The organism is Acidibrevibacterium fodinaquatile, assembly GCF_003352165.1.
Classification (GTDB): Bacteria; Pseudomonadota; Alphaproteobacteria; order Acetobacterales; family Acetobacteraceae; genus Acidibrevibacterium; species Acidibrevibacterium fodinaquatile.
The window spans coordinates 1,385,850-1,411,260 of sequence record NZ_CP029176.1; the positions used below are offsets into that span (position 1 = coordinate 1,385,850).

Genomic DNA, 25,411 nt, shown 5'->3' on the forward strand with positions numbered 1-25,411 from the left:
ATTGTTCCGCCGGCGCGGGCCAGCGGTCAATCATCACGTCAACCGCTCAACCCACCCATCCGCAGCAACAGCCGCGCGTGAGCGGTGGCGACGGGCATCACCGAAAGCCGTGACTGGCGGATCAGCGCGAAATCGGCGAGCCGCGGCTCGGCCTTGATCGCGGCGAGGCTCACCGGGCGTGGCAAGGGAGCCACAGCGCGGACATCGACCGCGACCCAGTCGCCGCTCTCGGCCGTTGGGTCGGGGTAGGCGGCGCGCACCACTTCGACGAGGCCGACGATCTCGCGGCCGGTATTGGAGTGATAGAAAAACGCGAAGTCACCGACTTGCATCGCCTTGAGGTTATTCTTGGCGGCGTGATTGCGCACCCCGGTCCAGGGCTCGGTGCCGTTTTTCACCTGATCGGCCCAACTGAAGGCGTCGGGCTCGGATTTCACCAGCCAGGCGGGCAAAACCCCGCTATTCATGCGATCATCTGGCCGTCGCGGAACACCATGCGATAGGGGCGGATCAGCGTGCTTTCGAACAAGCCCGCGCGGGCGTAAGGATCGCCGGCGGCGAAGGCTTCGGCCTCGGCGCGGTCGGCGGCATCGACGATGAGCAGGCTGCCGCAGGGCTCGCCGGCGGCGTTGAGCACGGGGCCGGCCTGGATCAGCCGGTGGGCGTGGGCTTTGAGATAGTCGAGATGGACCGGCCGCGTTGCTTGACGCAGATCAAGGCTCGCCGGCCGATCGGTGCAGATAATGGCGAACAACATGAATCTCTCCCGAGAGCGTGATTTGCAGTCGAGCATAGAGGCAACGCCGGCCGGCTTCAAACCTGGAGGCGGAGCGGCTATGCTGGGTGCCGTGAAGGTTTTCTCATCGACTGTCCCGCCGCCGGGTGCGCGCGGGCTGCATCGTTTTGCCAATCCCGGGCGCTTTTTGCGCCTCGCCGGGCGGGTGTTGCCGTGGGCGAGCGTGCTCGGTCTCGCGCTTGCCGCGATCGGGCTTTACTGGGGGCTGTTCATCGCCCCGGCCGATTGGCAGCAGGGGGACGCGGTCAGGATCATGTATGTCCATGTGCCGGCGGCCTGGCTCGCCTCGGCGGGCTATATGGCGCTGGCCGGCGCGTCCGCCGCGTCTTTGGTGTGGCGCCATCCGCTCGCCGATCTCGCCGCCGTCGAGATCGCGCCGGTCGGCGCCGGCTTCACCGCCATCTGTCTCATCACCGGCAGCCTCTGGGGCAAGCCGATGTGGGGCGCCTATTGGGTCTGGGATGCGCGGCTGACCTCGGTTCTGGTGCTGTTTTTCCTCTATCTCGGCCATATCGCGCTGACCCGCGCCTTCGACAGCCCCGAGCGCGGCTATCGCGCCGGCGCGATCCTGGCGCTGGTTGGCGTCGTCAATCTGCCGATCATCAAATTCAGCGTCGATTGGTGGAACACGCTGCATCAGCCGGCGAGCATTACGCTCAGCGGCGCGCCGACCATGTATCTTGGCATGTTGTGGCCGCTTTTATTTACCGCGCTCGGCGCCTCGTTCATTTTCGCGGCCCTGGTACTGGCGCGGCTTTCGGCGGCGGTGATGGAGCGGCGCATCCGCGCCCTTCTCGCCGCCCGTGCGGAGGGGGCATGACCCATCTCGCCTACATCGTGCCGGCTTATGGCGCCGCGCTCGTGATCCCGGTCTGGCTCGCGGGCGAGGCTTGGCTGCGGCTGCGCCGGGCGCGGGCGCGGCTTTTGGTGCTCGAGGGAGGGCGGCGGCGATGAAGCGCAAGCATCGCCGGCTCGCGATCATGCTTGCGTGCGGCCTCGGCCTCGGGTCGGCGGCGGCGCTGACCCTGTTCGCGTTCCGCGATAATCTGGTGTTTTTCGTCACCCCCTCCGACCTCGCGCGCCGCGGCCATGCCGGCGAGACGCTTCGCCTCGGCGGTCTCGTCGCCGCCGGCAGCGTCCAGCATATGATGATCGACGGCGAGCCTGCGGTGCGGTTTCGCGTGACCGACGGGCGAACTTCGGTGAATGTCTCCTACGTCGGTGTGCTGCCGGATCTGTTTCGCGAGGGCCAGGGGGTGGTGACGCTCGGGACGCTCGCGCCGGATGGCGGTTTCATCGCCTCCGAGGTGCTCGCCAAGCATGACGAGACCTATATGCCGAAGGAAGTGGTCGAGGCGCTGAAGAAAAGCGGCCATTGGCAGCCGCAAGCGGGCCCGCCGCCGCCGGCCGCAACCTGGAACACCTTGCCCGCGACCAAGAACGGCGGATGAAAGGGCGAAGATGATTCCCGAACTCGGCCATTTCGCGCTGGCGCTCGCGGTCATTCTGGCGGCCGCACAAGCGGTCTTGCCGCTGGTCGGCGCGGCGCGGCGGGATGCTGTGCTGATGGCGAGCGCGCCGGGGCTCGCGCTCGGCCAGATGATGGCGCTCGCGATCGCTTTCGCGGCTCTCCTCTGGTCGAGCCTGGTCTCCGATTTCTCGGTCTACAACATCGCCCAAAACAGCCAGAGCACGAAGCCGCTACTCTATAAGATCACTGGCATCTGGGGCGACCATGAGGGCTCGATCCTGCTCTGGTGCTTCATTCTTGCGCTCTGCGGCGCCGCCGTCGGCGTGTTCGGGCGCGCTTTGCCGGCGGCGACGCGGGCGCGGGTGATCGGCGTTCTCGGGGCGACCTCGGTCGGGTTCGTGCTGTTTTCACTCACCGTCAGCAATCCCTTCGTGCGGCTCTGGCCGCCGCCGTGGGAAGGGCAGGGGATGAACCCGCTGCTCGAGGATCCCGGCCTCGCCTTTCATCCGCCGATCCTCTATGCCGGCTATGTCGGGTTTTCGATCCCCTTCGCCTTCGCGCTTGCCGCCCTGATCGAGGGCCGCGTCGATGCCGCCTGGGGGCGCTGGGTCAGGCCCTGGGCGCTGGCGGCTTGGGCGTTCCTCACCGGCGGCATCGCGCTCGGCTCGTGGTGGTCCTATTATGTGCTCGGCTGGGGCGGGTATTGGTTTTGGGATCCGGTGGAGAATGCTTCGCTGCTACCCTGGCTTGCCGGCACCGCCCTGGTGCATTCGGCGATCGTCGTCGAAAAGCGCGACGCCCTGAAAATCTGGACGGTTTTGCTCGCGATCGGGACGTTTTCGCTGAGCCTTTGTGGCACGTTCCTGGTGCGCTCGGGGATCCTCAACTCCGTTCACGCCTTCGCCAATGATCCGGCGCGCGGGGTCTTTATCCTGGTGCTGCTCGCCCTTGTCATCGGCACGGCGCTGGTCCTGTTCGCCTGGCGGGCGCCGCGGCTGATGCCGACCGGAATTTTCGCGCCGCTGTCGCGCGAAGGCGCGCTGGTCCTCAACAATATCCTGCTATGTGCGATCGCCGTGGTGGTGTTCACCGGCACCACCTATCCCTTGTTCGCGCAATTGCTCGCCGGCGCGCAAATCAGCGTCGGCGCGCCGTTTTTCAACGCCGCCGTGTTGCCGCTCGCGATCCCGCTTTTCACCGTGATGGTGATCGGGCCGATGCTGTCGTGGAAACGCGCGGCTCTCGGCCCGGCGCTGATCCGGCTCTGGTGGGTGGCTCTCGCGGCGCTTGCGGTCGGCGCGTTCGCGCGTTTTCGGATGGCGGTTTTCCCGGCCCTCGGCTTCGCCGCCAGTGCGTGGCTGATCCTCGGCGCCTTTGTCGACATCGTCGAGCGGATACGCCTGTTCCGCGTGCCGCTCGCGGTGAGTCTCGCCCGGCTCGGCGGCATTCCGCTCGCCGCTTGGGGCGGCGCGATCGCCCATGCCGGGATGGGGCTGACCGTTGCCGGCATCGCCGGCATGGCGATCGCCGAGCACCGGATCATTGCCATTCCCGTCGGCGAGACCGTCGAACTCGGCGGCTATCAATGGACGCTCGCCGATCTCCATGATGTGCCGGGGCCGAATTATAGCGCGCGCCTCGCCGATCTCCGTGTGATGCGCGATGGCCGCGTGGTCGCGATGATGAACCCCGGCCGGCGCAGCTATCCGCTCCAGCGCACCACCACCACCGAGACCGCGATCCGCACCAATCTGTTCCGCGATCTCTACGCCGTGCTCGGGGAGGAGCGTGACGGCAAGGCGGTGCTGCGCCTTCATGTCAATTATCTCGCGCCCTGGATCTGGCTCGGCGCCCTGGTGATGGCGGCGGGCGGTGGGCTCTCGCTCGCCGATCGCCGCTTGCGGATCGGCGCGCCACTCCGCCGCATGTCGGCGCGGGCGGTCTCGGCATGAGCGGCGCACGGCCGGCGCGCGGCGCGTCGAGGGGGCTTTCGCGCCGTGCCCTGGTCGGCATTCCCCTTGCCGTCGCCGCGGCCGCCGGAGGCGGGTTCTATGCCCTGCTGCGGCGCATGGAGGCCGGCCGTTACGATCCCCACGCGGTCGATAACCCGCTGGTCGGCCATGCCATTCCCGAATTCGCCGCGCTGCCCGCGCAAGCGCCGGCGAGCATCGGCTTCGGCAGCGCCGATCTCCGCGCCGCCCTGCAAGCCGGGGGACGGCCGCTTCTGCTCAATTTCTTCGCTTCCTGGTGCGTCCCGTGCCGGATCGAGCATCCGCAATTGATGGCGATGGCCGCCGCTGGCGTTCCGATCTGGGGCATCGCCTATAAGGACCAGGCGGCGGATGCGGCGAAACTTCTCGGCGAGGATGGGAACCCCTATGCGCGGCTCGCGCGCGACGAACGCGGCCTTGTATCGATCGATTGGGGGCTTTATGGCGTGCCTGAAACCTTCCTGATCGATCGCGCTGGGATCGTGCGCGGCCATTGGGCCGGCCCGCTCGCGCCCGAGACGGTGCGCGACGAGGTTTCCCCTCTGCTCCGGACCTATGCATGATCAGGTTATGGGTTTTGCTGGTTTTTCTGGCGCTGCCGGTCGCTTCGGCGCTGGCGATCAGCGACCCCGCTGAGATGCTGCCCGATCCCAAGCAGGAGGCGCGGGCAGAGGCGATCGGGCGGCAATTGCGCTGCCTCGTCTGTCAAAACGAGAGCATCGAGGATAGCGGCGCCGATCTCGCCCGCGATCTCCGCCACATCGTCCGCCAGCATGTCGCGGCCGGGGAGAGCGACAAGAAAATCATCGCCTGGATGGTCGCGCGTTACGGCGATTTCGTGCGCCTGCGCCCGCCTTTCGAGCCGCTGACCTGGCTGCTCTGGGCCTCGCCGGCGCTGGCGCTCATCGGCGGCGCGGTCATCGTCGCTTTTGCGATGCGCGAGCGGCGCCCGCCGCCGGCGCCGCTTTCGGCGGCGGAACAGCGCAAGCTCAAGGATCTGTTGAAATCGTGATCTGGCTTTTGTTTGTGCTCGCCGCTGGGCTCTGCCTGCTCCCGCTCGCGCTTTTGCTCGGGCGCCGGCATTATCGGCTGCGTGGGCGGCGTGAGGCGGCACTCGCGCTCTATCGCGCCCAGCTCGCCGAACTCGCGCGCGAGCGCGCGGACGGGCGCATCGGCGCCGAGGAATACGCCGCCGCAGAGATCGAGGTGCAGCGCCGTTTGCTCGCCGCTGGCGCCGAGCAGGAAAGCGGTGCCGAAGGCACGCAGCGCCGCCCGCTGCTGATCACGCTCGTGCTCATTCCGCTTGCCGCCCTCGCGCTTTACTGGCCCGGCGGCATGCCGTTCCTGCCAGCCGCGCCGCTCGCGCCGCGGCGCACCGAGGCGGCCAAGGAGGAGGCCCTCATCGCCGCTCTGCGCGCCCGGCTCGCCAGTATGGACCCGGCCTCGCCGCGCGCGCGCCAGGGCTACATCCTGCTCGGAAACGCCGAAAATTCCCGCGGCAACCCGGCCGCCGCCGCCGAGGCCTGGCAGCGGGCGCTCGCCGCCGGCTTCGAGGCGACGCTTGCCGCTGAAACCGCCGAGGCGATGACTGAGGCCGCCGGCCGGGTGACGCCGGAAGCCGCCGACCTCTTTCGCCAGGCCCTCGCAGCCGCCCCCGCCGATGCCCCATGGCGCGATGCGGTGCGCCAGCGGCTGAGCCTTGCCAACCCCTGAGCGAGATCAAGGCGGGCGAGGTCCAGCCGTGCTTTCACGCGGTGTCACCGAGAGCGGAGAAAGCCGATGGAAGTTTTTGATCTCAACGGCCGCAAAGGGCTGATCGCCGGCATCGCCAACGAGCACAGCCTTGCCTATGCGGCGGCGCGGCGGCTGCGGAGCGCCGGCGCCGACCTCGCCATCACCTATCTCAACGACAAGGCGAAACCCTTCGTCGAGCCGCTGGCGCGCGATCTCGCGGCGCCGATTTTCCTCCCCTGTGACGTCGCCGTGCCGGGCCAGCTCGACGCCGTGTTCGACGCCATCCGGGCGCAATGGGGGCGGCTCGACTTCCTGTTTCACGCCATCGCCTTCGCGCCGAAAGCGGATTTGCAGGGAAGGCTCACCGATTGCTCGGCCGAGGGCTTTGCGCAGGCGATGCTGATTTCCTGCCATTCGCTGATCCGCATGTGCCACCTTGCCGAACCCCTGATGGATGAAGGCGGCAGCGTGATCACGCTAAGCTATTATGGCGCCGAGAAGGTCGTCGACCATTACAACGTGATGGGGCCCGTGAAAGCGGCACTCGAATCCTCGGTCCGCTATCTCGCGCATGAACTGGGCGGCAAGCGCATCCGCGTCAACGCCATTTCGGCCGGGGCGGTGAAAACCCGCGCCGCTTCCGGCATCGCCCATTTCGATGACCTGCTCGACGAAAGCGCCAAGGCGGCGCCGCTCCACCGCCTGATCGAGCCGGACGATGTCGGCCGCATGGCGCTCGCGCTGATGAGCGAGTACGGCGCCGGCGTCACCGGCGAGGTTCTCTATGTCGACGCCGGCATGCATATCGAGGGCATGGTCCTGCGCTGACCGCCCGTCTTTGCCGGTGGACCTCTTGCGGCGAAGCCGCTATGCGGGCAGAGAGGTGCGCAAGGGGTCGGGAATAAAATGCGGATTTTGCTGACCGGGGGGTGCGGCTTCATCGGCTCGGCGGTGGTGCGCCACGCGCTGGCGGCGACCGGGCATGAGATCGTGACGGTCGATAAAATGACCTATGCCGCGTCCGAAGCGGCGCTCGAGGGCGCGCGCTCTGACCCGCGCCACACCCTGATCCGCGCCGATATCACGGATGCCGCGGCGATGCGGGCGATTTTCGCGGAATATCGGCCGGACGCGGTCATGCATCTCGCCGCAGAAAGCCATGTCGACCGCTCGATCGACGGGCCGGCGGCGTTCATTGCAACCAATGTCACCGGCACTTTCGTGCTTCTGGAAGCGGCGCGAGACTATTGGGCGAGCCTTGCGGCGCCGGAGAAGACTCGGTTTCGCTTCCACCACGTCTCGACCGACGAGGTGTTCGGCGCCCTCGGCCCCGCCGATCCGCCGTTTAGCGAAACCACGCCCTATGACCCGCGGAGCCCCTATTCGGCATCGAAAGCGGCGTCTGACCATCTCGTGCGGGCGTGGTTTCACACCTACGGTCTCCCGACCCTGGTCAGCAACACCACCAATAATTACGGGCCCTGGCAGTTCCCCGAAAAGCTCATCCCGCTGGTGACGTTAAACGCCCTCGCCGGCAAGCCGCTCCCGGTTTATGGCGATGGCTCGAACACGCGGGACTGGCTCTATGTCGAGGATCACGCCGAGGCGCTGCTCGCCGTTCTCGAACGCGGCACGCCGGGCGCGACCTATGCCATCGGCGCCCGGGAGCCGCGCTCCAATCTCGAGGTCGTGCGGGCGATTTGCGCCGTCCTCGACGAATTGGCGCCCGATCCGGCCGGGCCGCATGCGCGCCTGATCACCTTCGTCGCCGACCGCCCGGGCCATGATTTCCGCTACGAGATCGACCCGAGCCGCGCCGAAGCGGCGCTTTCGTGGCGGGCGCGGCATGATTTCGCGGCGGGCCTGCGCCGCACCGTGCAATGGTATCTCGATCATCGCCCGTGGTGGGAGGAGATCCAGGCGCGGCGCTATGGCGGCGAGCGGCTCGGCGTCACCGGCGCAAGGGGTGGGGCATGAAAGGCATTCTTCTCGCGGGCGGCTCGGGGACGCGGCTTTCGCCGATGACGCTCGCAGCCTCCAAGCAATTGCTGCCGGTCTATGACAAGCCGATGATCTATTATCCGCTTTCGACCCTGATGCTCGCCGGCATCCGCGATATTCTGGTGATTTCGACGCCGGCCGACCTGCCGCAATTCCGCCGTCTGCTCGGCGATGGCAAGCGGCTCGGCCTGCGCATCGCCTATGCCGAGCAGCCGCGTCCGGAGGGGATCGCCCAGGCCTTTCTCATCGGCCATGACTGGATCGCGGGCTCGCCATGTGCGCTCGCGCTCGGCGACAATTTGATCTTTGCGGACCATCTCTCCGATCTTCTCCGGCGGGCGAGCGCGCGCGCCCAGGGGGCGACGGTGTTCGCCTATCGGGTGCGCGATCCCGAACGCTATGGCGTCGTTTCCTTCGACGCGGCGGGCCGCGCCGTCGATATCGTCGAAAAGCCGGCGGCGCCGCAATCGAACTGGGCGGTCACCGGGCTTTATTTCTACGATGCGCGGGTCAGCGATTTCGCGACCCGCATCCGCCCCTCGGCGCGCGGTGAGTTGGAGATCACCGATCTCAACCGGCTCTATCTCGAGGATGGCTCGCTCGAGGTCGAGCGGCTCGGGCGCGGCTGCGCTTGGCTCGACGCCGGCACCCCCGATAGCCTGCTGCAGGCCGCGACCTTCGTGCAGACCATCCAGTCGCGCCAGGGAATGCTGGTCGGCTGCCCCGAGGAGGTCGCCTTCCGGCTCGGCCATATCGATGCCGACGCTCTGCGCCAGCATGCGAGAAGCCTCGGTAAAACCGAACTCGGCCAAATGCTGGCAGACCTCGCCGATGGGCATCAGGCTTAAGGGAAAGTCAAGAGATGTTCTTTTTTGAAAAAAAGAACCAAAAAACTTTTATCCCGTCAGGTGTAATGGATGCTCCGAGATATCAGGACAAAAGTCTTTTTGCTTCTTTTTCTTCAGAAAAAGAAGACTCTTTGCTGAGGATTTGCTGATGAAAATCGAACGCCTCGCCATTCCCGAGGTGATTTTGCTGACGCCGCCGCGCTTTGCCGATGCGCGTGGTTTTTTTTCCGAGACCTTCAACGCCGCGCGGGTGCGTGAGGCGGGGATCGAGGGAGACTTCATTCAGGACAATCATAGTTTTTCCGCCGCGCGCTTCACCATTCGTGGCCTCCATTGCCAGATTGCGCCGGCGATCCAGGGCAAGCTGGTGCGGTGCGTGCGCGGGGCGATATTCGATGTCGCGGTCGATCTCCGGGTCGGCTCGCCGAGCTATGGCCGCCATGTCAGCGCCGTCTTGAGCGCCGAGAACTGGAGCCAGCTTTGGATCCCGGGCGGGTTTCTGCATGGGTTTTGCACTTTGGAGCCTGAGTCCGAGGTGATCTACAAAGTCACCGCGCCTTATGACCGCGCCGCCGAGCGCGGCGTGATCTGGAACGACCCGACGCTTGCGATTCCCTGGCCGGCGCCGGCGGAGGCGGTGGTGCTCTCCGACAAGGATCGGGTCTTGCCGCCTCTCGCTGAGGTCACGCCATGGTTTCGGGCGGGCGGATGACGGCGCCGCTCCTGATCACCGGCGGCACGGGGCAGGTGGCGCAGGCGCTCACCGAACAAGCAAGCCGGCGCGGCATGGCCGCGCGCACGGTGGGACGGCCGGATTTCGATTTCGACCGGCCGGAGAGCATCGACGACGTCTTCGCCGCGACCCGGCCGCGTCTCGTCATCAACGCCGCCGCCTACACCGCCGTCGATGCCGCGGAAGATGATGCAGCGGCGGCCTTTCGCGCCAATCGTGACGGCCCGGCGCGGCTTGCCGCCCTCGCCGCCGCCGCCGGCATTCCGCTCATCCATATCTCCACCGATTACGTGTTCGACGGCACCAAGGGCGCGCCCTATGTCGAGACCGATCCCACCGCGCCGACCGGACTCTACGGCGCGAGCAAGCTTGCCGGCGAAGCGGCGGTGTTGGCGAGCGGGGCGCGGGCGTTGATCCTGCGCACATCCTGGGTCTATGCCGCGCGCGGGCGGAATTTCGTCCGCACCATGCTCGCCGCGGCCGCCGCCGGTCGCAATCTCCGCGTCGTTGCCGATCAGCGCGGCGCACCGACCGCGGCCGAGGATCTCGCATCCCTGATCCTCGATCTCGTAACGAAATGTGATGCCGGCGCGGAAAATTGGGGGCTCTATCACGCCGCCGGGGCGGGCGAGGCGAACTGGCATGAGTTCGCGGTGGCAATTTTCGCCGAGGCCGCGCGCTATGGCGTGCCAACGCCGCCGATCGCCGCGATCGCGACCAAAGACTGGCCGACACGGGCGCGAAGGCCCGCCGATTCGCGGCTCGCGTGCGGCAAGCTCGCGCGGGTTTTCGGCCTGGCCTTGCCGCCGTGGCGCGAAAGCCTCGCGCGCGTCGTCGCCACCCTCTGTGCCACCTGACCGCCGCCGATGGCGGGACGCATCGCGATTTTGCTGGCGAGCTACCAGGGCGCACGGTTTCTCCCTGAGCAGCTCGCAAGCCTCGCGCGCCAGAGCTGCGAGGACTGGCATCTCTATTGGCGCGATGATGGCTCTACGGATGCGAGCCCGGCGCTGCTCGCCGCCTTCGCGCCCGGCCAGAGCGACGCGGTCAGCGAGCCGCCCGGGCGGCTGGGCGCGGCGGGGAGTTTTTTCGCGCTCCTTGCCGCGGCCTGTGCTGATCCCGAGAATGATTTTTTTGCCTTTTGCGACCAGGACGATGTCTGGCGCGAGGATAAGCTCGAGCGCGCGCGCGACGCCCTCACCATCCTCCCCGGGCATCGCCCGGCGCTCTATTGCGCGCGGGCGCGCTTGGTCGATGCGGCGCTCGGCCCGCGCGGCAGCCTGCCGCCCCTGCGCCGCGTGACCCGGTTTCCCGCCGCCTTGGCCGAGAATATCGCCCCCGGCTGCACCATGATGCTCAATCGCGCCGCCGCCGAGCTGATCGCAGCAAGCCGGCCACCGCCCGAGAGCTTGCATGATTGGTGGAGCTATCTTCTGGTTAGCGCTGCTGGCGGCTTAGTGCTCACCGATGCCGAGGAGGTGCTGCTTTATCGCCAGCATGGCGGCAATGCGATCGGCGCGCCGGGTTCGCGGCTTCGCCGGGCGCTCGCGGCGCTCCGCCGCGGTCCGAGGCCGTTCATCGCCCGGTTTCGCGCCCATCTCGGCGGCCTTGCGGCCAATGCGGCGCTGTTGCCGGCGCCGGTGGTGGACGAGGCGGCGGCGCTGGCGCGCGCGCTCGAAGGCGGTGTCTTCGGGCGATTGCGGCTGCTCGCCTGGCCCGGGCTTGAACGCCGGACGCGGCTTGAGACGTTTTTGCTGCGGCTCTGGCTCCTGATCGGATGACGGGTTAGACTGCGCCGATTGTGGCACTGCCGCGAGGGCCCGATGAAAAATCCCCATAACCATGTTTTTCTCGGCGCCCACCACGCCGAGAACGAACGGCGGAGCTGGGTCGTGGTTTGGCTCTGTCTTGCGGTCATGCTGGTTGAGATCGCCGGCGGCGCGCTGTTCGGCTCGATGGCGCTGATCGCTGACGGGTTGCACATGGCAACGCATGTCGGGGCGCTGCTGCTGGCGGCGCTCGCCTATCGTGTCGCCCGCCGTCATCTCAGCGATCCGCGTTTCGCCTTCGGCACCGGCAAATTCGGCGACCTCGCCGGCTTCGCGAGCGCCATCGCGCTCGCCATGATCGCGATCCTCATCGCCTGGGAGGCGTTGTCGCGCTTCGTTCATCCGGTCGCGATCGATTTTGCCGCGGCGATCCCGATCGCGGGCATCGGTCTCGTCGTCAATGTCGCGAGCGCGCTGCTGCTCGGCGATCACGGGCACGGGCATGAGCACGGGCATGAGCATGAGCATGATCACGGCGCGGTGTCCGAGGACAACAATATGCGCGCCGCGCGCGCGCATGTGCTGGCCGACGCCGCCGTCTCGATCCTGGTGCTGATCGGCCTTGGCGGGGCGCGTCTTTTCGGTTGGCTGTGGCTCGATCCGGTGATGGCGCTGATCGGCGCCGCCGTCATCGTGAGCTGGTCGATGACCCTGATCCGCGCGAGCGGCGCGGTGCTGCTCGATATGACGCCCGATCCCGAGGCCGCGGCCAGTATCCGCGAGGTGCTCGAACGCGACGGGGCGCGGGTGCGCGATCTCCATGTCTGGCGGGTCGGGCCGGGGCATCTCTGCGCCGTGGTTTCGATCGCCAGCGCGGCGCCGCTGAGCCTCGATGAATATCGCCGCCGCCTCGGGGCGACCGCCGGGCTCTCGCATCTCACCATCGAGATCGAGCCGGCCTAGCATGAGGGCGTGAGGGCGGATGCTCCATTTGCAAAAACTCGCGGTCGGGATCAGCGATCGCGCCCATCTCGCGGCGGTGCAGGCCGAGCGCGCCGCGGCCCATCCGCCGCTCCGCCATCTCACGCGCCATGTTCCCAAACGCGCGCCTGAAATTCTCGCTGGCGGCTCGCTCTATTGGGTGATCGCCGGCACCATGAGCGTGCGCCAGCGCATCGTCGCGATCGCGGCGACGCGGCGCGAGGACGGCAGCGCCGCCTGCGCGATCACGCTCGACCCCACGCTTTTCCATGTCGCTGCGCGGCCGGTCAGGGCGTTTCAGGGATGGCGCTATCTCGCGCCCGAGCAGGCGCCGCCCGATCTCGCCGAGGGTGGCGAGGATGCGGCGCTGCCGCCCGCTCTGGCCGAGGCGTTGCGCGCGCTCGCCCTACTCTGATCGGCGTTGCCTGCATGACAAATTCGTGTCTGGCCGCTTGACGGCGGGACAAAGCTCGGAGAGCGTGCGGCCATGACCGATCCCCTTGCGCTTCATCGCGACATCCTCACCCTCGACAGCCATATCGATATTCCCTGGCCCGACGGTCCCGACCCGTTCAGCGAAAGCGATCGCCGCGTCGATCTGCCGAAAATGCGCCGTGGCGGGCTCACCGCCGGCTGTTTTGCCGCCTATGTGCCGCAAACACGGCGCGATGCCGACAGCCAGCAAGCGGCGTTTCTGCGCGCCCAGACGATGTTGCAGGCGATCCGCTCCATGGGCCGCTCGCATGAGGGGATTCGCGCCCGCATCACCGAGACCGCCGCCGAGGTCGAGGCGGCGTGGCGCGAGGGGGTGATCAGCATCATCCCGGTGGTCGAGAACGGCCAGGCGATCGGTGGCGATCCCGGCAATCTCGGGGCGCTCCGGGCGCTTGGCGCGCGCTATATGACGCTTACCCATAATGGCCACAATGATCTCGCCGATGCCGCCATCGCGCGGCGCGATCTCGCTGATCCGCCGGCCGAGCATGGCGGGCTGTCGCGGCTCGGGCGGACGGCGATCGCCGAGATGAACCGCCTCGGCATGCTGGTCGATGTCTCGCACACCGCCAAGACGACGATGCTGCAAGCGGTTGCCGCCTCGCGCACGCCGGTGCTGGCGAGCCATTCCTGCATCCGCGCGCTCTGCGATCATCCGCGCAATCTCGATGACGAGCAGCTCGATGCGCTGCGCGCCAGCGGCGGGCTCATTCAGATCACCGCCATGCCCTCGTTCCTGCGCGCCAAGGGCAGCGCCGAGAGCGTGACGGTTGCCGATTTCGTCGATCACATCGACTACGCGGCGCGGCGCATCGGCGTCGCCCATGTCGGGATTTCTTCGGATTTCGACGGCGGCGGCGGGATTTCCGGCTGGTCGAATGCGGCCGAGAGTGCGGCGATCACCGTCGAACTGGTGGCGCGCGGCTATGGCCGGGCGGAGATCGCAGCCCTTTGGGGCGGCAATTTCCTCCGCCTCCTGCGCCGGGCCGAGGAAATCGCGCGCTGATGCCGGCGGCCGGTTGCGGCGTTGCATCCGCTCTCGCTTTGTTCGCTAGTTTGTCGTAATGAAATTGTCGCCAATGAAACCTCTCCTCCCGCGTCTCTCGCTCTCCGCATTTGCCCTGCTGGCGATGGCGCCGGCGGCGTTGGCCGGCTCCTCGCTCACGCCGAGCGATGGCTCTGACCTCCCGCCCGCCGATCCCGATGCGATCGTCACCTTCCAGTGGGAAAATGCTTCGATCACCAGCAACCCGCCGCCCGATCGCTATTATTTCAACGGGCTCTATCTCGGCTATGTCTCGCCGACCGGGGATGTGCCGAATTTCGCGAGCGAGATCGGCCGCGCGCTCTGGGGCGCTGGTCAGCAGCGCGTCTCGATCGACATCCAGCAGCAGATGTTCAGCCCCGCCGCGACCGACGCGCGGCCGCCACCGGCGGGCGATGAGCCCTATGCCGGCACGCTGTTGGGCAATTTCTCGCTGATCCAGGACACCAATGACTGGCGCAGCATCCTTGGCGTCGATGTCGGGACGATCGGCGAGGCGGCGCTTGCTGAGCAGACGCAGAACTGGTTCCACAACCTCATCGGCCAGCCCCATGATCTCGGCTGGGGCTATCAGATGCCGGATGAGCCGGTGCTGCAATTCGAGAGTTCACGCATCTGGCGCATCTCGACCGGGCATATCGGCGGGCTCGAGACCGATGTTTTGCCCAACGCCACGATCGGGGTCGGCAATCTTTGGATCTATGGGCTGGCCGGTGGCGTGGTGCGGATCGGCCAGGGGCTTGCGTCCGATTACGGCGTCGCCCGCATCGAGCCGGGCATGTCGGGCGGCGCCGCCTATACGCCGGTCAAGCCGTTTGACTGGTATTTCTTCGCTGGCGCCGATGGGCAGGCTTGGCTCTATAACGCAACGCTGGCCGGCGAGCCGTTCAACGCGACGCCGAGCGTCGGCGAAAGAACCTTCGTCGGCGAGTTGGAAGCGGGGGTTGCCGTCATCGTCGATGGGGTGCGGGTGTCCTATACGCAGGTCTTCCAGACCCAGACATTTTACGGCGAGCATGGCGGGCTGCACCAATGGGGCTCGCTGGTCGCCTCGTTCCGATTCTGAGGTCAGTCGCGCGGTCGCGGTCGCGGTCGCGGTCAGCGGCTAGAGCAAGGTAGGTTTTGATTGAACCATCCTGTTCAATCAAAACCGGCCAACTTGCTCGCCAAAATAGGGGTAGAGCGCGATCGACTTAAACCGATCGCGCTCTAGGCTTGCCGGCATCAATGCTCGGCGCGGGGGCGGCCGGTTGCGCGGCTCGGGGAGAACAGGAAGGCAAGCGGCACGACGCAGAAGGCGGCGATCGCGGTGATCGCGAAAATATCAGTATAAGCGAGCACCGCCGCCTGTTTTTGCAGCGTCATGTTGAGAAGGCCGTCGGCAACGCCCGGCGCGGCGGAGGCGGCTGTTCCGTGCGCGATCAGCGTGTTCGCGATCTGGGCCTTGGCGGTGACGTAGGGCTGTTCGAGGGGCGTCAGATGCTGAGAAAGATAGGCGCGGCGGACCTGGGTGCGCTCGGTTTCAAAGGCGGCCGCGAGCGAAATTCCGATCGAGCCGGCGATGTTGCGGAACATCACGTAAAGCGAGCTGGCATCGGCGTTGGCCGCGCGCGGCAGGGTTGAGTAGGCGATGGTGCTGTTGGGGACGAAGAGAAAGGCGAGGCCAAAGGTTTGCGCGCCGCGCATCAGGGCGAGCGTCGTGTAGTCCACGTCTGGTGTCAGACCATGGGCATAGGCGAGCGCGCAGCCGAGTGAGAAGAAACCGAAGGCGATGAAAATTCTTGTCTGCACGTGCGGCAGAAGCCGGCTGATGATCGGGATTAGAAACAGGATCAGGATCGCGCCCGGCGAGAGAACGAGGCCGGCGAGGGTTGCGGTATAGCCGAGCTGCTCCTGCGCGAGTTGCGGGATCAGAACCGCGCTGGAATAGAGAATGGCGCCGATCATGAAAATCATCACCGAGCCGAGCGCGAAATTGCGATCGCGCAGCACGCGGAGATTGACCACCGGATTTTTGGCGATCGAAAGCCACACCGCCGCCCCGATCAGCCCGATCGCGGCGAGAATGCCGAAGAGGCGGATCGAGGGGTCGGCGAACCAGTCATCGTCCTCGCCACGGTCGAGCATGATTTGGAGGCAGCCGATGCCGAGCGCGATGAGAGCGACGCCGATGTAATCGATGCCGCGGCGGCTGGCGCGATCGGCCTTGACCCAGGGCGGGTCTTCGACCAGCGCGCCGACCGCGAGAAACGCGATGATGCCGATCGGCACGTTGATCAGGAACACCCAGCGCCAGGAGTAATTATCGGTGATCCATCCCCCCAAGGTCGGGCCGATCACGGGCGCGAAGATGGTTGCGATCGCCACCACCGAAAAGGCGCGCCCGCGCTGTGAGGGCTCAAAAGTATCGAGAATGATCGATTGCTGATTGGGCTGCAGCCCGCCGCCGAAAAATCCCTGCATCAGACGGAAGACGATGATTTGCGGCAGCGAGGTCGCGATCCCGCAGAGGAACGAGCTGATCGTAAAGGCTGCGATACAGATCATGAAATAGCGTTTGCGCCCGATCACCCGCCCGAACCAGCCGGAAATCGGCAGGACGATGCCGTTGGCAACGAGGTAGGAGGTGAGTGTCCAGGTGGCGTCGTCGTAGCTTGCCGACATCGAGCCGGCGATATGCGGCAGGCTGACATTGACGATGGTCGTGTCAATGATTTCCATGAACGCCGCGAGGGTAACGGCGACGGCGATCAGCCAGGGATTGGCACGCGGCCGCCAACCGGCATGAGCGGTGCCGCCGCTCATGGCTTGCTATTCTTCCTAGAGTCCCAACGGACAAAAGTTTTTTGGTTCTTTTTTTCAAAAAAGAACATTCTCTTCCTTCCCATCAACCCCATCAACCGGGCGTTTCGCGTCCCATGGCGAGGAATTTCTCCGCTCGCCGACCGCACAGCAACGCGGGGTCGAGGGCGAGGAGCGGGGTGAGCGCCCCGGCAATGGCTTCGGCGACCGCCGCGATCGCGATATCGGGTTGGCGATGGGCGCCGCCAAGGGGTTCGGCGATCACCTGATCGATCAGGGCGAGGCGTTTGAGGTCATCGGCGGTGAGTTTTAGCGCCTCCGCCGCCGCCTCGGCGGCGCTCGCCTCACGCCAGAGGATCGAGGCGCAGCCCTCGGGCGAAATCACCGAGTAGATGGCGTGTTCCAGCATCAACACGGCATCACCGCTGGCGAGCGCGATGGCGCCGCCGGAGCCGCCTTCGCCGATGATGGTTGCGACGATCGGCACGGGTGCTGCGAGACAAGCCTCGATCGTGCGCGCGATCGCCTCGGCCTGGCCGCGCGCCTCGGCTTCGATCCCGGGATAGGCGCCGGAGGTATCGACGAAGGTGAGCACGGGGAGGCCAAAGCGCCCGGCGAGTTCGATGAGCCGCCGCGCCTTGCGATAGCCTTCTGGCCGGCTCATGCCGAAATTATGTTTGACGCGGCTTTCGGTGTCATTGCCTTTTTCGGTGCCGAGCACCATCACCGCCTGCCCCTGAAAGCGCCCGAGACCGCCGATCACCGCCGCGTCGTCGGCGAAGGCGCGGTCACCCGCGAGGGGCGTGAACTCGGTGATCAGGGTGGCGACGTAGTCACTGGCCTTGGGACGATCGGGGTGGCGCGCGACCTGCGCTTTTTGCCACGGCGAGAGCTTGGCGTAAGTGGTGCGGAGCTGGCGGTCCACTTTTTCGCTCAGACGGGCGATTTCTTCGGCGATATTGATCCCGCCCGGCTCGGCCATACGGCGGAGTTCGTCGATCTTGCTTTCCAGCTCGGCGATCGGCTTTTCGAAATCGAGGAAATGGCGCATGACGAGGCGCTTTAGCACAAATTCTCCGGTGACCAACCCCGCGCCGCTCAGCTTCGCCGTCGCGCCAGCGGGTGATGCCGCGCCACCGCCGCTTGCAGCCGCCCGGCGGACACATGCGTGTAAATCTCGGTCGTCGCGATGGCGCTGTGCCCGAGCAGGGTCTGCAGGCTGCGGAGATCGGCGCCGTTGGCGAGCAGATGGGTCGCAAAGGAGTGACGCAACACGTGCGGCGAGACCAGAGCGGGGTCGAGCCCGGCGGCCAGCGCCGCCTGCTTGAAGAGGAGTGCCAGCCCCTGGCGGGTCAGCGGGCGGCGCGGATCGCGGCCGGGAAAGAGCCAGCGCCGAGACTCTCTTCCCGCGGGTTTGCCTTGCCCCGCGAGCAGCCGCTCGGCGGCCGCCGCGGCAATCGGCGAGAGCGGCACGATTCGCTCCTTGCCGCCCTTGCCGCGCACCAGGATCATCGCCTCGCCCGCGGTGATCGCCGCTGGCGACAAAGCGAGCAGCTCGGAAACCCGCAATCCGGTCGCATAGAGCAATTCGAGTGCCGCAACCGCGGTCGGCCCGGCCTGGCCCGGGAGGCGCGCCGCCGCTTCGAGCAGCGCGACGATCTCCGCGGGGTCGAGATATTTCGGCAGCTTTTTGCTCGGGCGCGGCGAATCGAGCCCGGCGCTCGGATCCTCGGCGCGGATTCCCTCGCGCAACAGGAATCGGTAGAACTGGCGAAGCGCCGAAAGCCGCCGCGCCTGGCTTCTTGCTGCAAGCCCGCGAGCGCGGAGGCTCCCGAGATAGGCGCGCAGCAGCGCCGGCGTCGCGCCCATGAGGGTGCTGCCATCGCCCGCGGCGAAAGCGGCGAAATCCTCGAGATCGGCGCGGTAAGCTTCGCGCGTGTTGAAGGCGGCATCGCGCTCGGCGGCCAGCATCTCCAGAAACGCCTCGAGATGGCGGTCCATGGCGGCCTGGGGTCAGTGCGGCGCGGCGGGGCGCGCCAGCGGCAGGGTTTTTTCGACCAGCGCGGTATGCGGTGCCGGCGGGAAGGCGCCGAGCACCAGGACGCCGATAAAGGCGGCGACGATCCCGAGGAGGACCACGATCAGCAGGGTTGTGCGCATGCCGCTCTCTCTTGGCGTTAGGCTTCGCCCCTGTGCTAGCTTCCGCCATCATGATACGCAACACCGCGCTCGATGCCGAGACCACTTCGGACGATGAGATCTCCGCCCTCGCCGGGCGTTCGCTGGTTTTGATCGGCCTCATGGGGGCTGGGAAAACCTCGATTGGCCGCCGTCTCGCGGCCCGCCTCGCGCTTCCCTTTTTCGACGCCGATGCCGAAATCGAGGCCGCCGCCGGGCTTAGTATCGCCGAACTCTTTGAGCGCTATGGCGAGCGCGAGTTCCGCGACGGCGAGCGCCGGGTGATCCAGCGCCTGCTCGCTGGCCCGCCCATGGTGCTCGCAACCGGCGGCGGCGCCTTTCTCGACCCCGCGACGCGGGCGGCCATCCGCGCGCGCGCGGTTTCGCTCTGGCTCCGCTGCCCGATCGCCATCCTCACCCGCCGTGTCGCCGGGCGGACCCACCGGCCGCTGCTCGCCGGCGGTGATCCGGCCGCGATCCTCGCCCGACTCGCGGCCGAGCGTGGGCCGATCTATGCCGAGGCGGACGTGATCGTCGATTGCGAGGATGAGACGCTGGAGGCGACGACGCGCCGCGTGCTCGCCGCCCTCGCCGGCCACCGCCCGCCGCGCCGCGTGCATGTCGCGCTCGCGAGGCAGGCCTATGATGTCGTCGTCGGCGAAGGGCTGATCGATCGCGCCGGCGCGCTGCTCGCGCCGATTCTTGCGCAAAAGCGCGCCGTCATCATCTCTGATGCGACGGTCGCGCCGCTCTATCTCGCGCGCCTCGAAGCCGGCCTCGCCGCGACCGGGATCACCAGCCATCACCAAGTCGTCGCGGCTGGCGAGGAGAGTAAATCTCTCGATACCTACGCGCACCTCGTCGATGATCTGCTCGGCTTTGGCATCGAGCGCCGGACCGCGGTGATCGCGCTCGGCGGCGGTGTCATCGGCGATCTCGCCGGGTTTGCCGCCGCGACCACGCTCCGCGGCCTGCCCTTCGTGCAGATCCCGACGACGCTGCTCGCCCAGGTCGATTCGAGTGTCGGGGGCAAGACCGGCGTCAACACAAGGCGCGGCAAGAACTTGGTCGGCGCCTTTCACCAGCCGCTGATGGTGCTTGCCGATACCGCGACGCTGGCAAGCCTCCCGGCCCGGGAGCTGCGCGCGGGCTATGCCGAGATCGCCAAGGCGGGGCTGATCGGTGACGCCGATTTCTTTGCCTGGTGCGAGGCGCATGGCGCCGGCGTGATCGCCGGGGACCGCGCGCTGCAGGCCGAAGCCATTCTCCGCGCTGTTGCGTTCAAGGCAGCGGTGGTCATCGAGGACGAGCGCGAGGAGAAGCCAGCCGATGGCCGGGCGCTGCTCAATCTCGGGCATAGTTTCGGCCATGCGCTCGAGGCGGAATGCGGCTATGGCCGGATTCTGCATGGCGAGGCGGTGGCGATCGGCCTCGGGCTCGCATTTTTACTCTCGGCCCGCCTTGGCCACTGCGCGGGCGCCGACGCCGAGCGCGTGATCGCCCATATCGCCGCCGTTGGTTTGCCGGCGCGGCTTGCCGATCTCGGCCAGACGCTTTCGGCGGGCCGGCTGATCGCCCATATGCGCCATGACAAAAAAATGCGCGACGGGCGGCTCGCTTTCGTGCTTGCGCGCGGGATCGGGCGCGCCTTCACCTCGCGCGACGTCGAGGAAGCGGCGGTATCTGCGCTTCTGCGCGACGAAGGGTGCGGTCCATGATGGGGACATTGGCGGACTTGGTGGGCGGTACTGGGATTGAACCAGTGGCCTCCCGCGTGTCAAGCGGACGCTCTCCCGCTGAGCTAACCGCCCACCGTCCGGTGCCAGCGGCACCGCGAGCAGCGCTTCTAGCGCAAGCCGCCGCCTGGCCGCAACCCCGCTGCCGGTCTTTCCCGCTCGCGTCGCGCCGGGCCGTGTGATGGATATTCCGACCCCGCTCGCCGAGGAAACTCTGATGGAACGCCAGCCGTGCGGGTGGCGGGCGCCGGTGATCTTCACCTCGCCGCATTCCGGGCGCGATTATTCCGCGGCGTTCATCGCCCAGGCCCGGCTCGATCGGCGGACTCTTCGCCGCAGCGAGGATAGTTTCGTCGATGATCTCTTCGCCGCGGCCCCGGAATGCGGCGCCGTTTTGCTGGCGGCGCGTTTTCCGCGCGCCTTTTGCGACGTCAATCGCGAGCGCTGGGAACTCGATCCCGCGATGTTCGAGGAGACGCTCCCGAATTTCGTCAACCGCACAAGCCCGCGGGCCGAAGCCGGGCTCGGCACCATCCCGCGCATCGTCGCCGCGGATACGCCGATCTACCGCGAGCGCCTTTCCTTCGCCGAGGCGGAGGCACGGATCGCTGCGTGCTGGGCGCCGTTTCACGACCGGCTGGCGGCGCTGATCGCGCAAACCAAGGCCGAGTTCGGCACCTGTCTCCTGGTCGATTGCCATTCGATGCCGCACGCGAGCCTCATGGGGCTCGGCCGCGTCGATATCGTCCTCGGCGATGCCCATGGCACCACCTGCGCCGACGCGATCACCACCCGGATCGAGACCGCGTTCCGCGCCCTCGGCTTCGTCGTGCGCCGCAACCACCCCTATGCCGGCGGCTTCATCACCCGCCATTACGGCCGTCCGCGAGACGGCGTCCATGCCATTCAAATCGAACTCGCGCGCCGGCTTTATATGGACGAGGCCAACATCACCCCCTCGGCGGGTTTCCAACCCCTGCAACAGGCGATCACTCGTCTGATCGCGCTGCTCGCCGCCGAGGCGCCGGCGCTGATGGCCCAAGCCGGCTGAGCCGGCGTGGTGGGGAAAGGTTTTTTTGGGAGGGCGAAAAAAAGAAAGAAGACTTCTTTTTTATAAAAAAGAAGCAAAAAATTTTTCTACCGATTTTTGCGGTTCGCCTCGCGCTTGACGGCTTTCATGCGTCCCTCGAAAATGTCCCACTGCCCAAAATAGGCCGGGTTAGCACAGCGGTAGTGCAGCGGTTTTGTAAACCGAAGGTCGGGGGTTCAAATCCCTCACCCGGCATCGCGCTTTTTCACGATGGCAACGATAGGGGCGGGTGCTAGAGCAAGGTAGGTTTTGATTGAACCATCCTTTTCAATCAAAACCGGCCAACTTGCTCGCCAAAATAGGTGTAGAGCGCGATCGACTTAAACCGATCGCGCTCTAGCAAGGGCACCGGCGCCTGATCCCGGCTCAAATCGCGACCCGGACACCGAGTTCGACGACGCGATCGGGGGGAATGCGGAAAAATTCCGTCGCCGAAACCGCATTCCGCGCCATGGCGAGGAACAGCCACATCCGCCAGAGCGACATTTTCGGCACCATCGCCGGCACCAGCGTCTCACGGCCGAGAAAATAGCTCACCTGCATCGCATCAAACGGCAGGCCCTTGTCGCGCAGAGCCTCGAGGGCACGCGGGATATTGGGGCTTTCCTTGAAGCCATAGGACAGAATGACGCGGTAACAACCGGAGCCGAGATCTTCGATCTGGGTTCTATGCTCGGGCAAGACTTCGGGGACGTCGATATTGTTGACGGTCACGAACAGAACCTGTTCGTGAAGCACTTTATTGTGCTTGAGATTGTGGAGCAGGGCGCCGGGAACATATTCCGGGTTGCCGGTGAGAAACACCGCGATGCCGGGGACGCGCACGGTGCGCGATTGCGGCAATCGGGCGATGAAGGTCGCGAGCGGCAGGCTGTCTTGCTGCCAGCGCGCCAGCATGAGGTCACGCCCGCGCCGCCAGGTGGTCATCAGCCCGATCAGCGCCCCGCCGATGACGAGCGGCACCCAGCCGCCCTCGACGATTTTCAGCGAATTGGCGGCGAAGAACGTGCCATCGAGCACGAAGAAAAAGCCGAACACGATGATCGTCGCGGCGCGCGACCAGAGGAACTGGCGGCGAAAAACGACGGCGGCGAGAATCGCGGTGCAGGTGAAGGTGCCGGTGACGGCGATGCCATAGGCCGAGGCCAGGCTGTCGCTGGTCTTGAAGGAGAGCACCAGGATCAAGACCGCGATCGCGAGAATATAATTGATCTGCGGCACATAGATCTGCCCCTCCTCGGTCTCGCCGGTGTGGCGCACCGTCATGCGCGGGAGAAAACCGAGCTGCATGCATTGCCGGGCCATCGAATAGGCGCCGGAAATCAGCGCCTGGCTCGCGATCACCGTCGCGATGGTGGAGAGAATGACCATCGGCAGGCCAAGCCAGGACGGCGCCAGAAGATAGAACGGATTGGCGATGGCGCTCGGGTCGTTCAGCACCAGCGCGCCTTGGCCGAGATAATTGAGGATCAACGAGGGGAGGACGAAAAACGTCCATGTGGCGCGGATCGGCCGGGCACCGAAATGGCCCATATCGGCATACAGCGCTTCCGCCCCGGTGACCGCGAGCACGACCGCGCCGAGGACGATGAAGGCGATGAACCGGTAATGCAGGCAGAGCGCGAGCGCGTAGCTCGGCGAGAGCGCAACCAGGATGAGCGGATGGCGCGCGACCGCAATCGCACCCAAAACCCCGATCACCGCGAACCACACCGCCATCACCGGCCCGAAAACCCGCCCGACGCGGCCAGTGCCGTGCGACTGCATGACGAAGAGAACGACGATAACCACCGCTGCGATCGGCAGGACATAGGTCTGCAGCCCCGGGGCCGAAACCTCGAGCCCCTCGAGCGCCGAGAGCACCGAAATCGCCGGGGTGATGACCCCGTCGCCGAAAAAAAGGCTGGCGCCGACGATGCCGACCAGAGCCAGGCCGCGCCGGGTGCTGGCGAGCTTCGAGACCCGCTGCGCCAAGGCCATCAGCGCCAGAATGCCGCCCTCGCCGCGGTTATCGGCGCGCATCACCAGGGTCACGTATTTGACCGTGACGATCAGGATCAGCGACCAGACGATGAGCGAGAGAATGCCCAAAATTTCCGGCGCGTTGATCGGATGCGGCTGCAAGAGAACGAGGCTCGCATGGAAGGCATAAAGCGGGCTGGTGCCGATATCGCCATAGACGACACCGAGGACCGCGAGCAGAACACCGAGCCGTGGCGCCGCCCGATCTCGTTCGGCGATGGTCATCGGCGCGCCTTTCGCCCCGCGGCAGCGGCAGCAGCGGCCCTCATCGGGGTGAGCAAGGCGGGGGGCGGGAGAAACATCATCGTCTCGGGCCTCTGCGCGGGTTGTGCGTTGCAAAATCGTGGCGCCGGGCGGCACCCATACGCTACCGCTGACCGACGGCGCAAGCGGGCAGCCGGGCGGTGCGGCCTCAGGCAGCCGCCGGGCGGGCGCCGAAAATCGCGGTGCCGAGCCGGATTTCGGTGGCACCGGCGGCGATCGCCGCGGCGAAATCCGCCGACATCCCCATCGAGATCACCCCCAGGCGATGGCGCCGGGCGCAGGCGGCAAGCCAAGCGAAATGTGGCGCGGGATCGGCCGCAACCGGCGGAATCCCCATCACCCCGATCAACGCTGCCCCGAACCGCGCCTTACAGGCGGCGATGAAATCATCGGCGGCCTCCCGCATGACCCCCGATTTCTGCGGCTCATCGCCGAGATTGACCTCGACCAACAGATCCGGCCGCCTCTCTTCGCGCGCCATCGCCGCCGCCAGCGCCTCGGCGAGGCTGGGGCGGTCGAGGCTTTCGATGACATCGAACAACCGCACCGCGTCCCGCGCCTTGTTGGTCTGGAGATGGCCGATGAGATGGAGGCGCAGGTCGGGGTAGTTGGCACGCAGGGCGGGAAATTTCGCCGCCGCCTCCTGCACCCGGTTTTCCCCGAAATGCCGCTGGCCGTGCGCGAGCGCTTCCTCGATCGCCGCCTGCGGCTGGGTTTTGGAGACCGCGAGCAACGTGATCGCCGCCGGATCGCGGCCAACGCCGCGCGCCGCGTGCGCGATCGCCGCGCGGCAGGCGGCGAGCCGCTCGCCGACCGTGCTGCCCTCGCCGTTCGGGCCGGGATGTGCTTGCAATGCGGTCATGGACCGCAAACTCCTTGCCTATGCCTTTCGGGTCAAGCCCTGGCGCCGGGATCGGCTGCCGACGCTCTGGCTATTCAGCGACGCGACACGTCTTCCCGACCCGCGCGCCGCGATCCTTCATCTTCCACGCGGCCGGGCCGGGGTCGTGCTGCGCGGCGCCGCCCCCGACCTCGCCAGCGCGGTCGCCGGGTTGTGCCGGGCGCGGCGGATCGCGCTTGCGATCGCTGGCGACTGGCGGCTCGCCGCGCATCTCCGGGCGGGGTTACATCTCCCCGCCCGCGCTCCCGCACGGCGGCGGGGATCGAAGCCCTGTTTCCTCACCGCCGCCGCCCATTCGGCGCGGGAGTTGCGGCGAGCCCGCCGCGTTGGCGCGCGACTCGCCTTTCTCTCGCCGGTTTTCAGGACGGCGAGCCATCCCGGCGCGCCCGCGCTCGGGGTTGTGCGCTGGGTTGCGCTGGCGTCGCGCGCGGGACTTGCGGTCGCGGCACTCGGTGGGATCGATGGCGCGCGTGCGCGCCGCCTGCCGCGCCGCTATTGCGCGGGCCTGGCGGCGATCACGGCGCTTGGCGGCGCCGCGCCGAACCGCTAGAGAG

Annotated in this window: 28 protein-coding genes and 2 tRNA genes; 21 read left to right on the forward strand and 9 right to left on the reverse strand. The window is 67.0% G+C overall.

The features are described from left to right. Positions 1-38 precede the first annotated feature (38 nt). Positions 39-452 (reverse strand): EVE domain-containing protein, encoded by a 414-nt coding sequence (locus DEF76_RS06710; protein WP_114913724.1) that lies wholly within the window; start codon positions 450-452, stop codon positions 39-41. Positions 453-463: 11 nt separating this feature from the next. Continuing rightward, positions 464-757, reverse strand: a complete 294-nt coding sequence (locus DEF76_RS06715; protein WP_114911669.1) for a YciI family protein — start codon at positions 755-757, stop codon at positions 464-466. Positions 758-836: 79 nt separating this feature from the next. Here DEF76_RS06715 and DEF76_RS06720 point away from each other — a divergent pair, with 79 nt between their 5' ends. The 17 genes from DEF76_RS06720 to DEF76_RS06800 all read left to right on the forward strand — a co-directional run bounded on the left by DEF76_RS06720 (position 837) and on the right by DEF76_RS06800 (position 14,930). Beyond that, the gene (locus DEF76_RS06720) at positions 837-1,616 is read left to right on the forward strand and encodes a heme ABC transporter permease (protein WP_114911670.1); all 780 of its coding nucleotides are present in this window, start codon (positions 837-839) and stop codon (positions 1,614-1,616) included. Then, positions 1,613-1,750, forward strand: coding sequence for a heme exporter protein CcmD (locus tag DEF76_RS06725; protein WP_114911671.1), 138 nt, complete (start codon positions 1,613-1,615; stop codon positions 1,748-1,750). The genes DEF76_RS06720 and DEF76_RS06725 overlap by 4 nt, the downstream gene beginning before the upstream one ends. After that, positions 1,747-2,247 carry a cytochrome c maturation protein CcmE gene (gene ccmE / locus DEF76_RS06730; RefSeq protein WP_114911672.1) on the forward strand — a complete coding sequence of 167 codons (501 nt, stop codon included), beginning with the start codon at positions 1,747-1,749 and terminating at the stop codon, positions 2,245-2,247. The genes DEF76_RS06725 and ccmE overlap by 4 nt, the downstream gene beginning before the upstream one ends. A 10-nt stretch (positions 2,248-2,257) precedes the next feature. Next, a complete protein-coding gene (locus DEF76_RS06735; RefSeq protein ID WP_114911673.1) occupies positions 2,258-4,219 on the forward strand; it encodes a heme lyase CcmF/NrfE family subunit in 1,962 nt (653 codons plus the stop codon). Further along, entirely contained in the window at positions 4,216-4,821 is a 606-nt protein-coding gene (locus tag DEF76_RS06740; protein WP_114911674.1) for a DsbE family thiol:disulfide interchange protein, read from the forward strand. The genes DEF76_RS06735 and DEF76_RS06740 overlap by 4 nt, the downstream gene beginning before the upstream one ends. Beyond that, complete coding sequence (locus DEF76_RS06745) at positions 4,818-5,270, forward strand: cytochrome c-type biogenesis protein (protein ID WP_114911675.1); 453 nt, start codon at positions 4,818-4,820, stop codon at positions 5,268-5,270. Before DEF76_RS06740 ends, DEF76_RS06745 begins: the two co-directional genes overlap by 4 nt. After that, a complete protein-coding gene (gene ccmI / locus DEF76_RS06750) occupies positions 5,267-5,971 on the forward strand; it encodes a c-type cytochrome biogenesis protein CcmI (RefSeq protein WP_114911676.1) in 705 nt (234 codons plus the stop codon). Before DEF76_RS06745 ends, ccmI begins: the two co-directional genes overlap by 4 nt. 66 nt (positions 5,972-6,037) lie before the next feature. Further along, entirely contained in the window at positions 6,038-6,820 is a 783-nt protein-coding gene (gene fabI / locus DEF76_RS06755) for an enoyl-ACP reductase FabI (protein WP_114911677.1), read from the forward strand. A gap of 78 nt (positions 6,821-6,898) precedes the next feature. Further along, complete coding sequence (rfbB, locus tag DEF76_RS06760) at positions 6,899-7,969, forward strand: dTDP-glucose 4,6-dehydratase (protein WP_114911678.1); 1,071 nt, start codon at positions 6,899-6,901, stop codon at positions 7,967-7,969. Further along, positions 7,966-8,841: a glucose-1-phosphate thymidylyltransferase RfbA gene (rfbA, locus tag DEF76_RS06765; protein ID WP_114911679.1), complete on the forward strand. Its 876-nt coding sequence runs from the start codon at positions 7,966-7,968 to the stop codon at positions 8,839-8,841. Before rfbB ends, rfbA begins: the two co-directional genes overlap by 4 nt. A 148-nt stretch (positions 8,842-8,989) precedes the next feature. After that, entirely contained in the window at positions 8,990-9,553 is a 564-nt protein-coding gene (gene rfbC, locus DEF76_RS06770; protein ID WP_114911680.1) for a dTDP-4-dehydrorhamnose 3,5-epimerase, read from the forward strand. Continuing rightward, positions 9,550-10,431, forward strand: a complete 882-nt coding sequence (rfbD, locus tag DEF76_RS06775) for a dTDP-4-dehydrorhamnose reductase (RefSeq protein WP_114913725.1) — start codon at positions 9,550-9,552, stop codon at positions 10,429-10,431. Before rfbC ends, rfbD begins: the two co-directional genes overlap by 4 nt. Positions 10,432-10,440: 9 nt before the next feature. Next, positions 10,441-11,355 (forward strand): glycosyltransferase, encoded by a 915-nt coding sequence (locus tag DEF76_RS06780; protein WP_114911681.1) that lies wholly within the window; start codon positions 10,441-10,443, stop codon positions 11,353-11,355. A 42-nt stretch (positions 11,356-11,397) separates the two neighbouring features. Further along, complete coding sequence (gene dmeF, locus DEF76_RS06785; protein ID WP_114911682.1) at positions 11,398-12,306, forward strand: CDF family Co(II)/Ni(II) efflux transporter DmeF; 909 nt, start codon at positions 11,398-11,400, stop codon at positions 12,304-12,306. A 19-nt stretch (positions 12,307-12,325) separates the two neighbouring features. Continuing rightward, positions 12,326-12,739 (forward strand): DUF1489 family protein, encoded by a 414-nt coding sequence (locus tag DEF76_RS06790; protein ID WP_114911683.1) that lies wholly within the window; start codon positions 12,326-12,328, stop codon positions 12,737-12,739. A gap of 72 nt (positions 12,740-12,811) precedes the next feature. Continuing rightward, positions 12,812-13,825, forward strand: coding sequence for a dipeptidase (locus DEF76_RS06795; RefSeq protein ID WP_114911684.1), 1,014 nt, complete (start codon positions 12,812-12,814; stop codon positions 13,823-13,825). 73 nt (positions 13,826-13,898) lie between these two features. Next, a complete protein-coding gene (locus DEF76_RS06800) occupies positions 13,899-14,930 on the forward strand; it encodes a lipid A deacylase LpxR family protein (protein WP_162800518.1) in 1,032 nt (343 codons plus the stop codon). 158 nt (positions 14,931-15,088) lie between these two features. Here the strand turns inward: DEF76_RS06800 and DEF76_RS06805 are convergent, their stop codons facing one another. The 4 genes from DEF76_RS06805 to DEF76_RS19670 form a co-directional block, all read right to left on the reverse strand. After that, positions 15,089-16,669 (reverse strand): DHA2 family efflux MFS transporter permease subunit, encoded by a 1,581-nt coding sequence (locus DEF76_RS06805; RefSeq protein ID WP_114911686.1) that lies wholly within the window; start codon positions 16,667-16,669, stop codon positions 15,089-15,091. A gap of 91 nt (positions 16,670-16,760) precedes the next feature. Next, the gene (locus DEF76_RS06810) at positions 16,761-17,717 is read right to left on the reverse strand and encodes an acetyl-CoA carboxylase carboxyltransferase subunit alpha (RefSeq protein WP_114913726.1); all 957 of its coding nucleotides are present in this window, start codon (positions 17,715-17,717) and stop codon (positions 16,761-16,763) included. Between the two features lie 47 nt (positions 17,718-17,764). Beyond that, on the reverse strand, positions 17,765-18,667 hold the full coding sequence (locus DEF76_RS06815) for a tyrosine recombinase (protein WP_114911687.1): 903 nt from the start codon (positions 18,665-18,667) through the stop codon (positions 17,765-17,767). Between the two features lie 12 nt (positions 18,668-18,679). Next, complete coding sequence (locus tag DEF76_RS19670) at positions 18,680-18,826, reverse strand: hypothetical protein (RefSeq protein ID WP_205216129.1); 147 nt, start codon at positions 18,824-18,826, stop codon at positions 18,680-18,682. A 50-nt stretch (positions 18,827-18,876) separates the two neighbouring features. On the opposite strand from DEF76_RS19670, the gene aroB reads away from it, so the two are divergent. Beyond that, positions 18,877-20,562, forward strand: coding sequence for a 3-dehydroquinate synthase (aroB, locus tag DEF76_RS06820; RefSeq protein WP_114911688.1), 1,686 nt, complete (start codon positions 18,877-18,879; stop codon positions 20,560-20,562). Positions 20,563-20,580: 18 nt separating this feature from the next. Here the strand turns inward: aroB and DEF76_RS06825 are convergent. Continuing rightward, positions 20,581-20,655 (reverse strand) — tRNA-Val (locus DEF76_RS06825). Between the two features lie 106 nt (positions 20,656-20,761). Between DEF76_RS06825 and DEF76_RS06830 the strand changes: the two genes are divergently transcribed. Together DEF76_RS06830 and DEF76_RS06835 are read left to right on the forward strand one after the other, a co-directional pair. Then, positions 20,762-21,631 (forward strand): N-formylglutamate amidohydrolase, encoded by an 870-nt coding sequence (locus DEF76_RS06830; RefSeq protein ID WP_114911689.1) that lies wholly within the window; start codon positions 20,762-20,764, stop codon positions 21,629-21,631. A gap of 162 nt (positions 21,632-21,793) precedes the next feature. Beyond that, positions 21,794-21,865 (forward strand) — tRNA-Thr (locus tag DEF76_RS06835). Between the two features lie 171 nt (positions 21,866-22,036). Here DEF76_RS06835 and DEF76_RS06840 read toward each other — a convergent pair. Further along, a complete protein-coding gene (locus DEF76_RS06840; protein WP_114911690.1) occupies positions 22,037-23,917 on the reverse strand; it encodes a potassium transporter Kup in 1,881 nt (626 codons plus the stop codon). Between the two features lie 187 nt (positions 23,918-24,104). Continuing rightward, positions 24,105-24,818, reverse strand: a complete 714-nt coding sequence (locus tag DEF76_RS06845; protein ID WP_114911691.1) for a YggS family pyridoxal phosphate-dependent enzyme — start codon at positions 24,816-24,818, stop codon at positions 24,105-24,107. Here DEF76_RS06845 and DEF76_RS06850 point away from each other — a divergent pair. Continuing rightward, entirely contained in the window at positions 24,817-25,407 is a 591-nt protein-coding gene (locus DEF76_RS06850; RefSeq protein ID WP_114911692.1) for a thiamine phosphate synthase, read from the forward strand. The two genes, DEF76_RS06845 and DEF76_RS06850, sit on opposite strands and share 2 nt — an antisense overlap. The last annotated feature ends 4 nt before the right edge of the window (positions 25,408-25,411 follow it).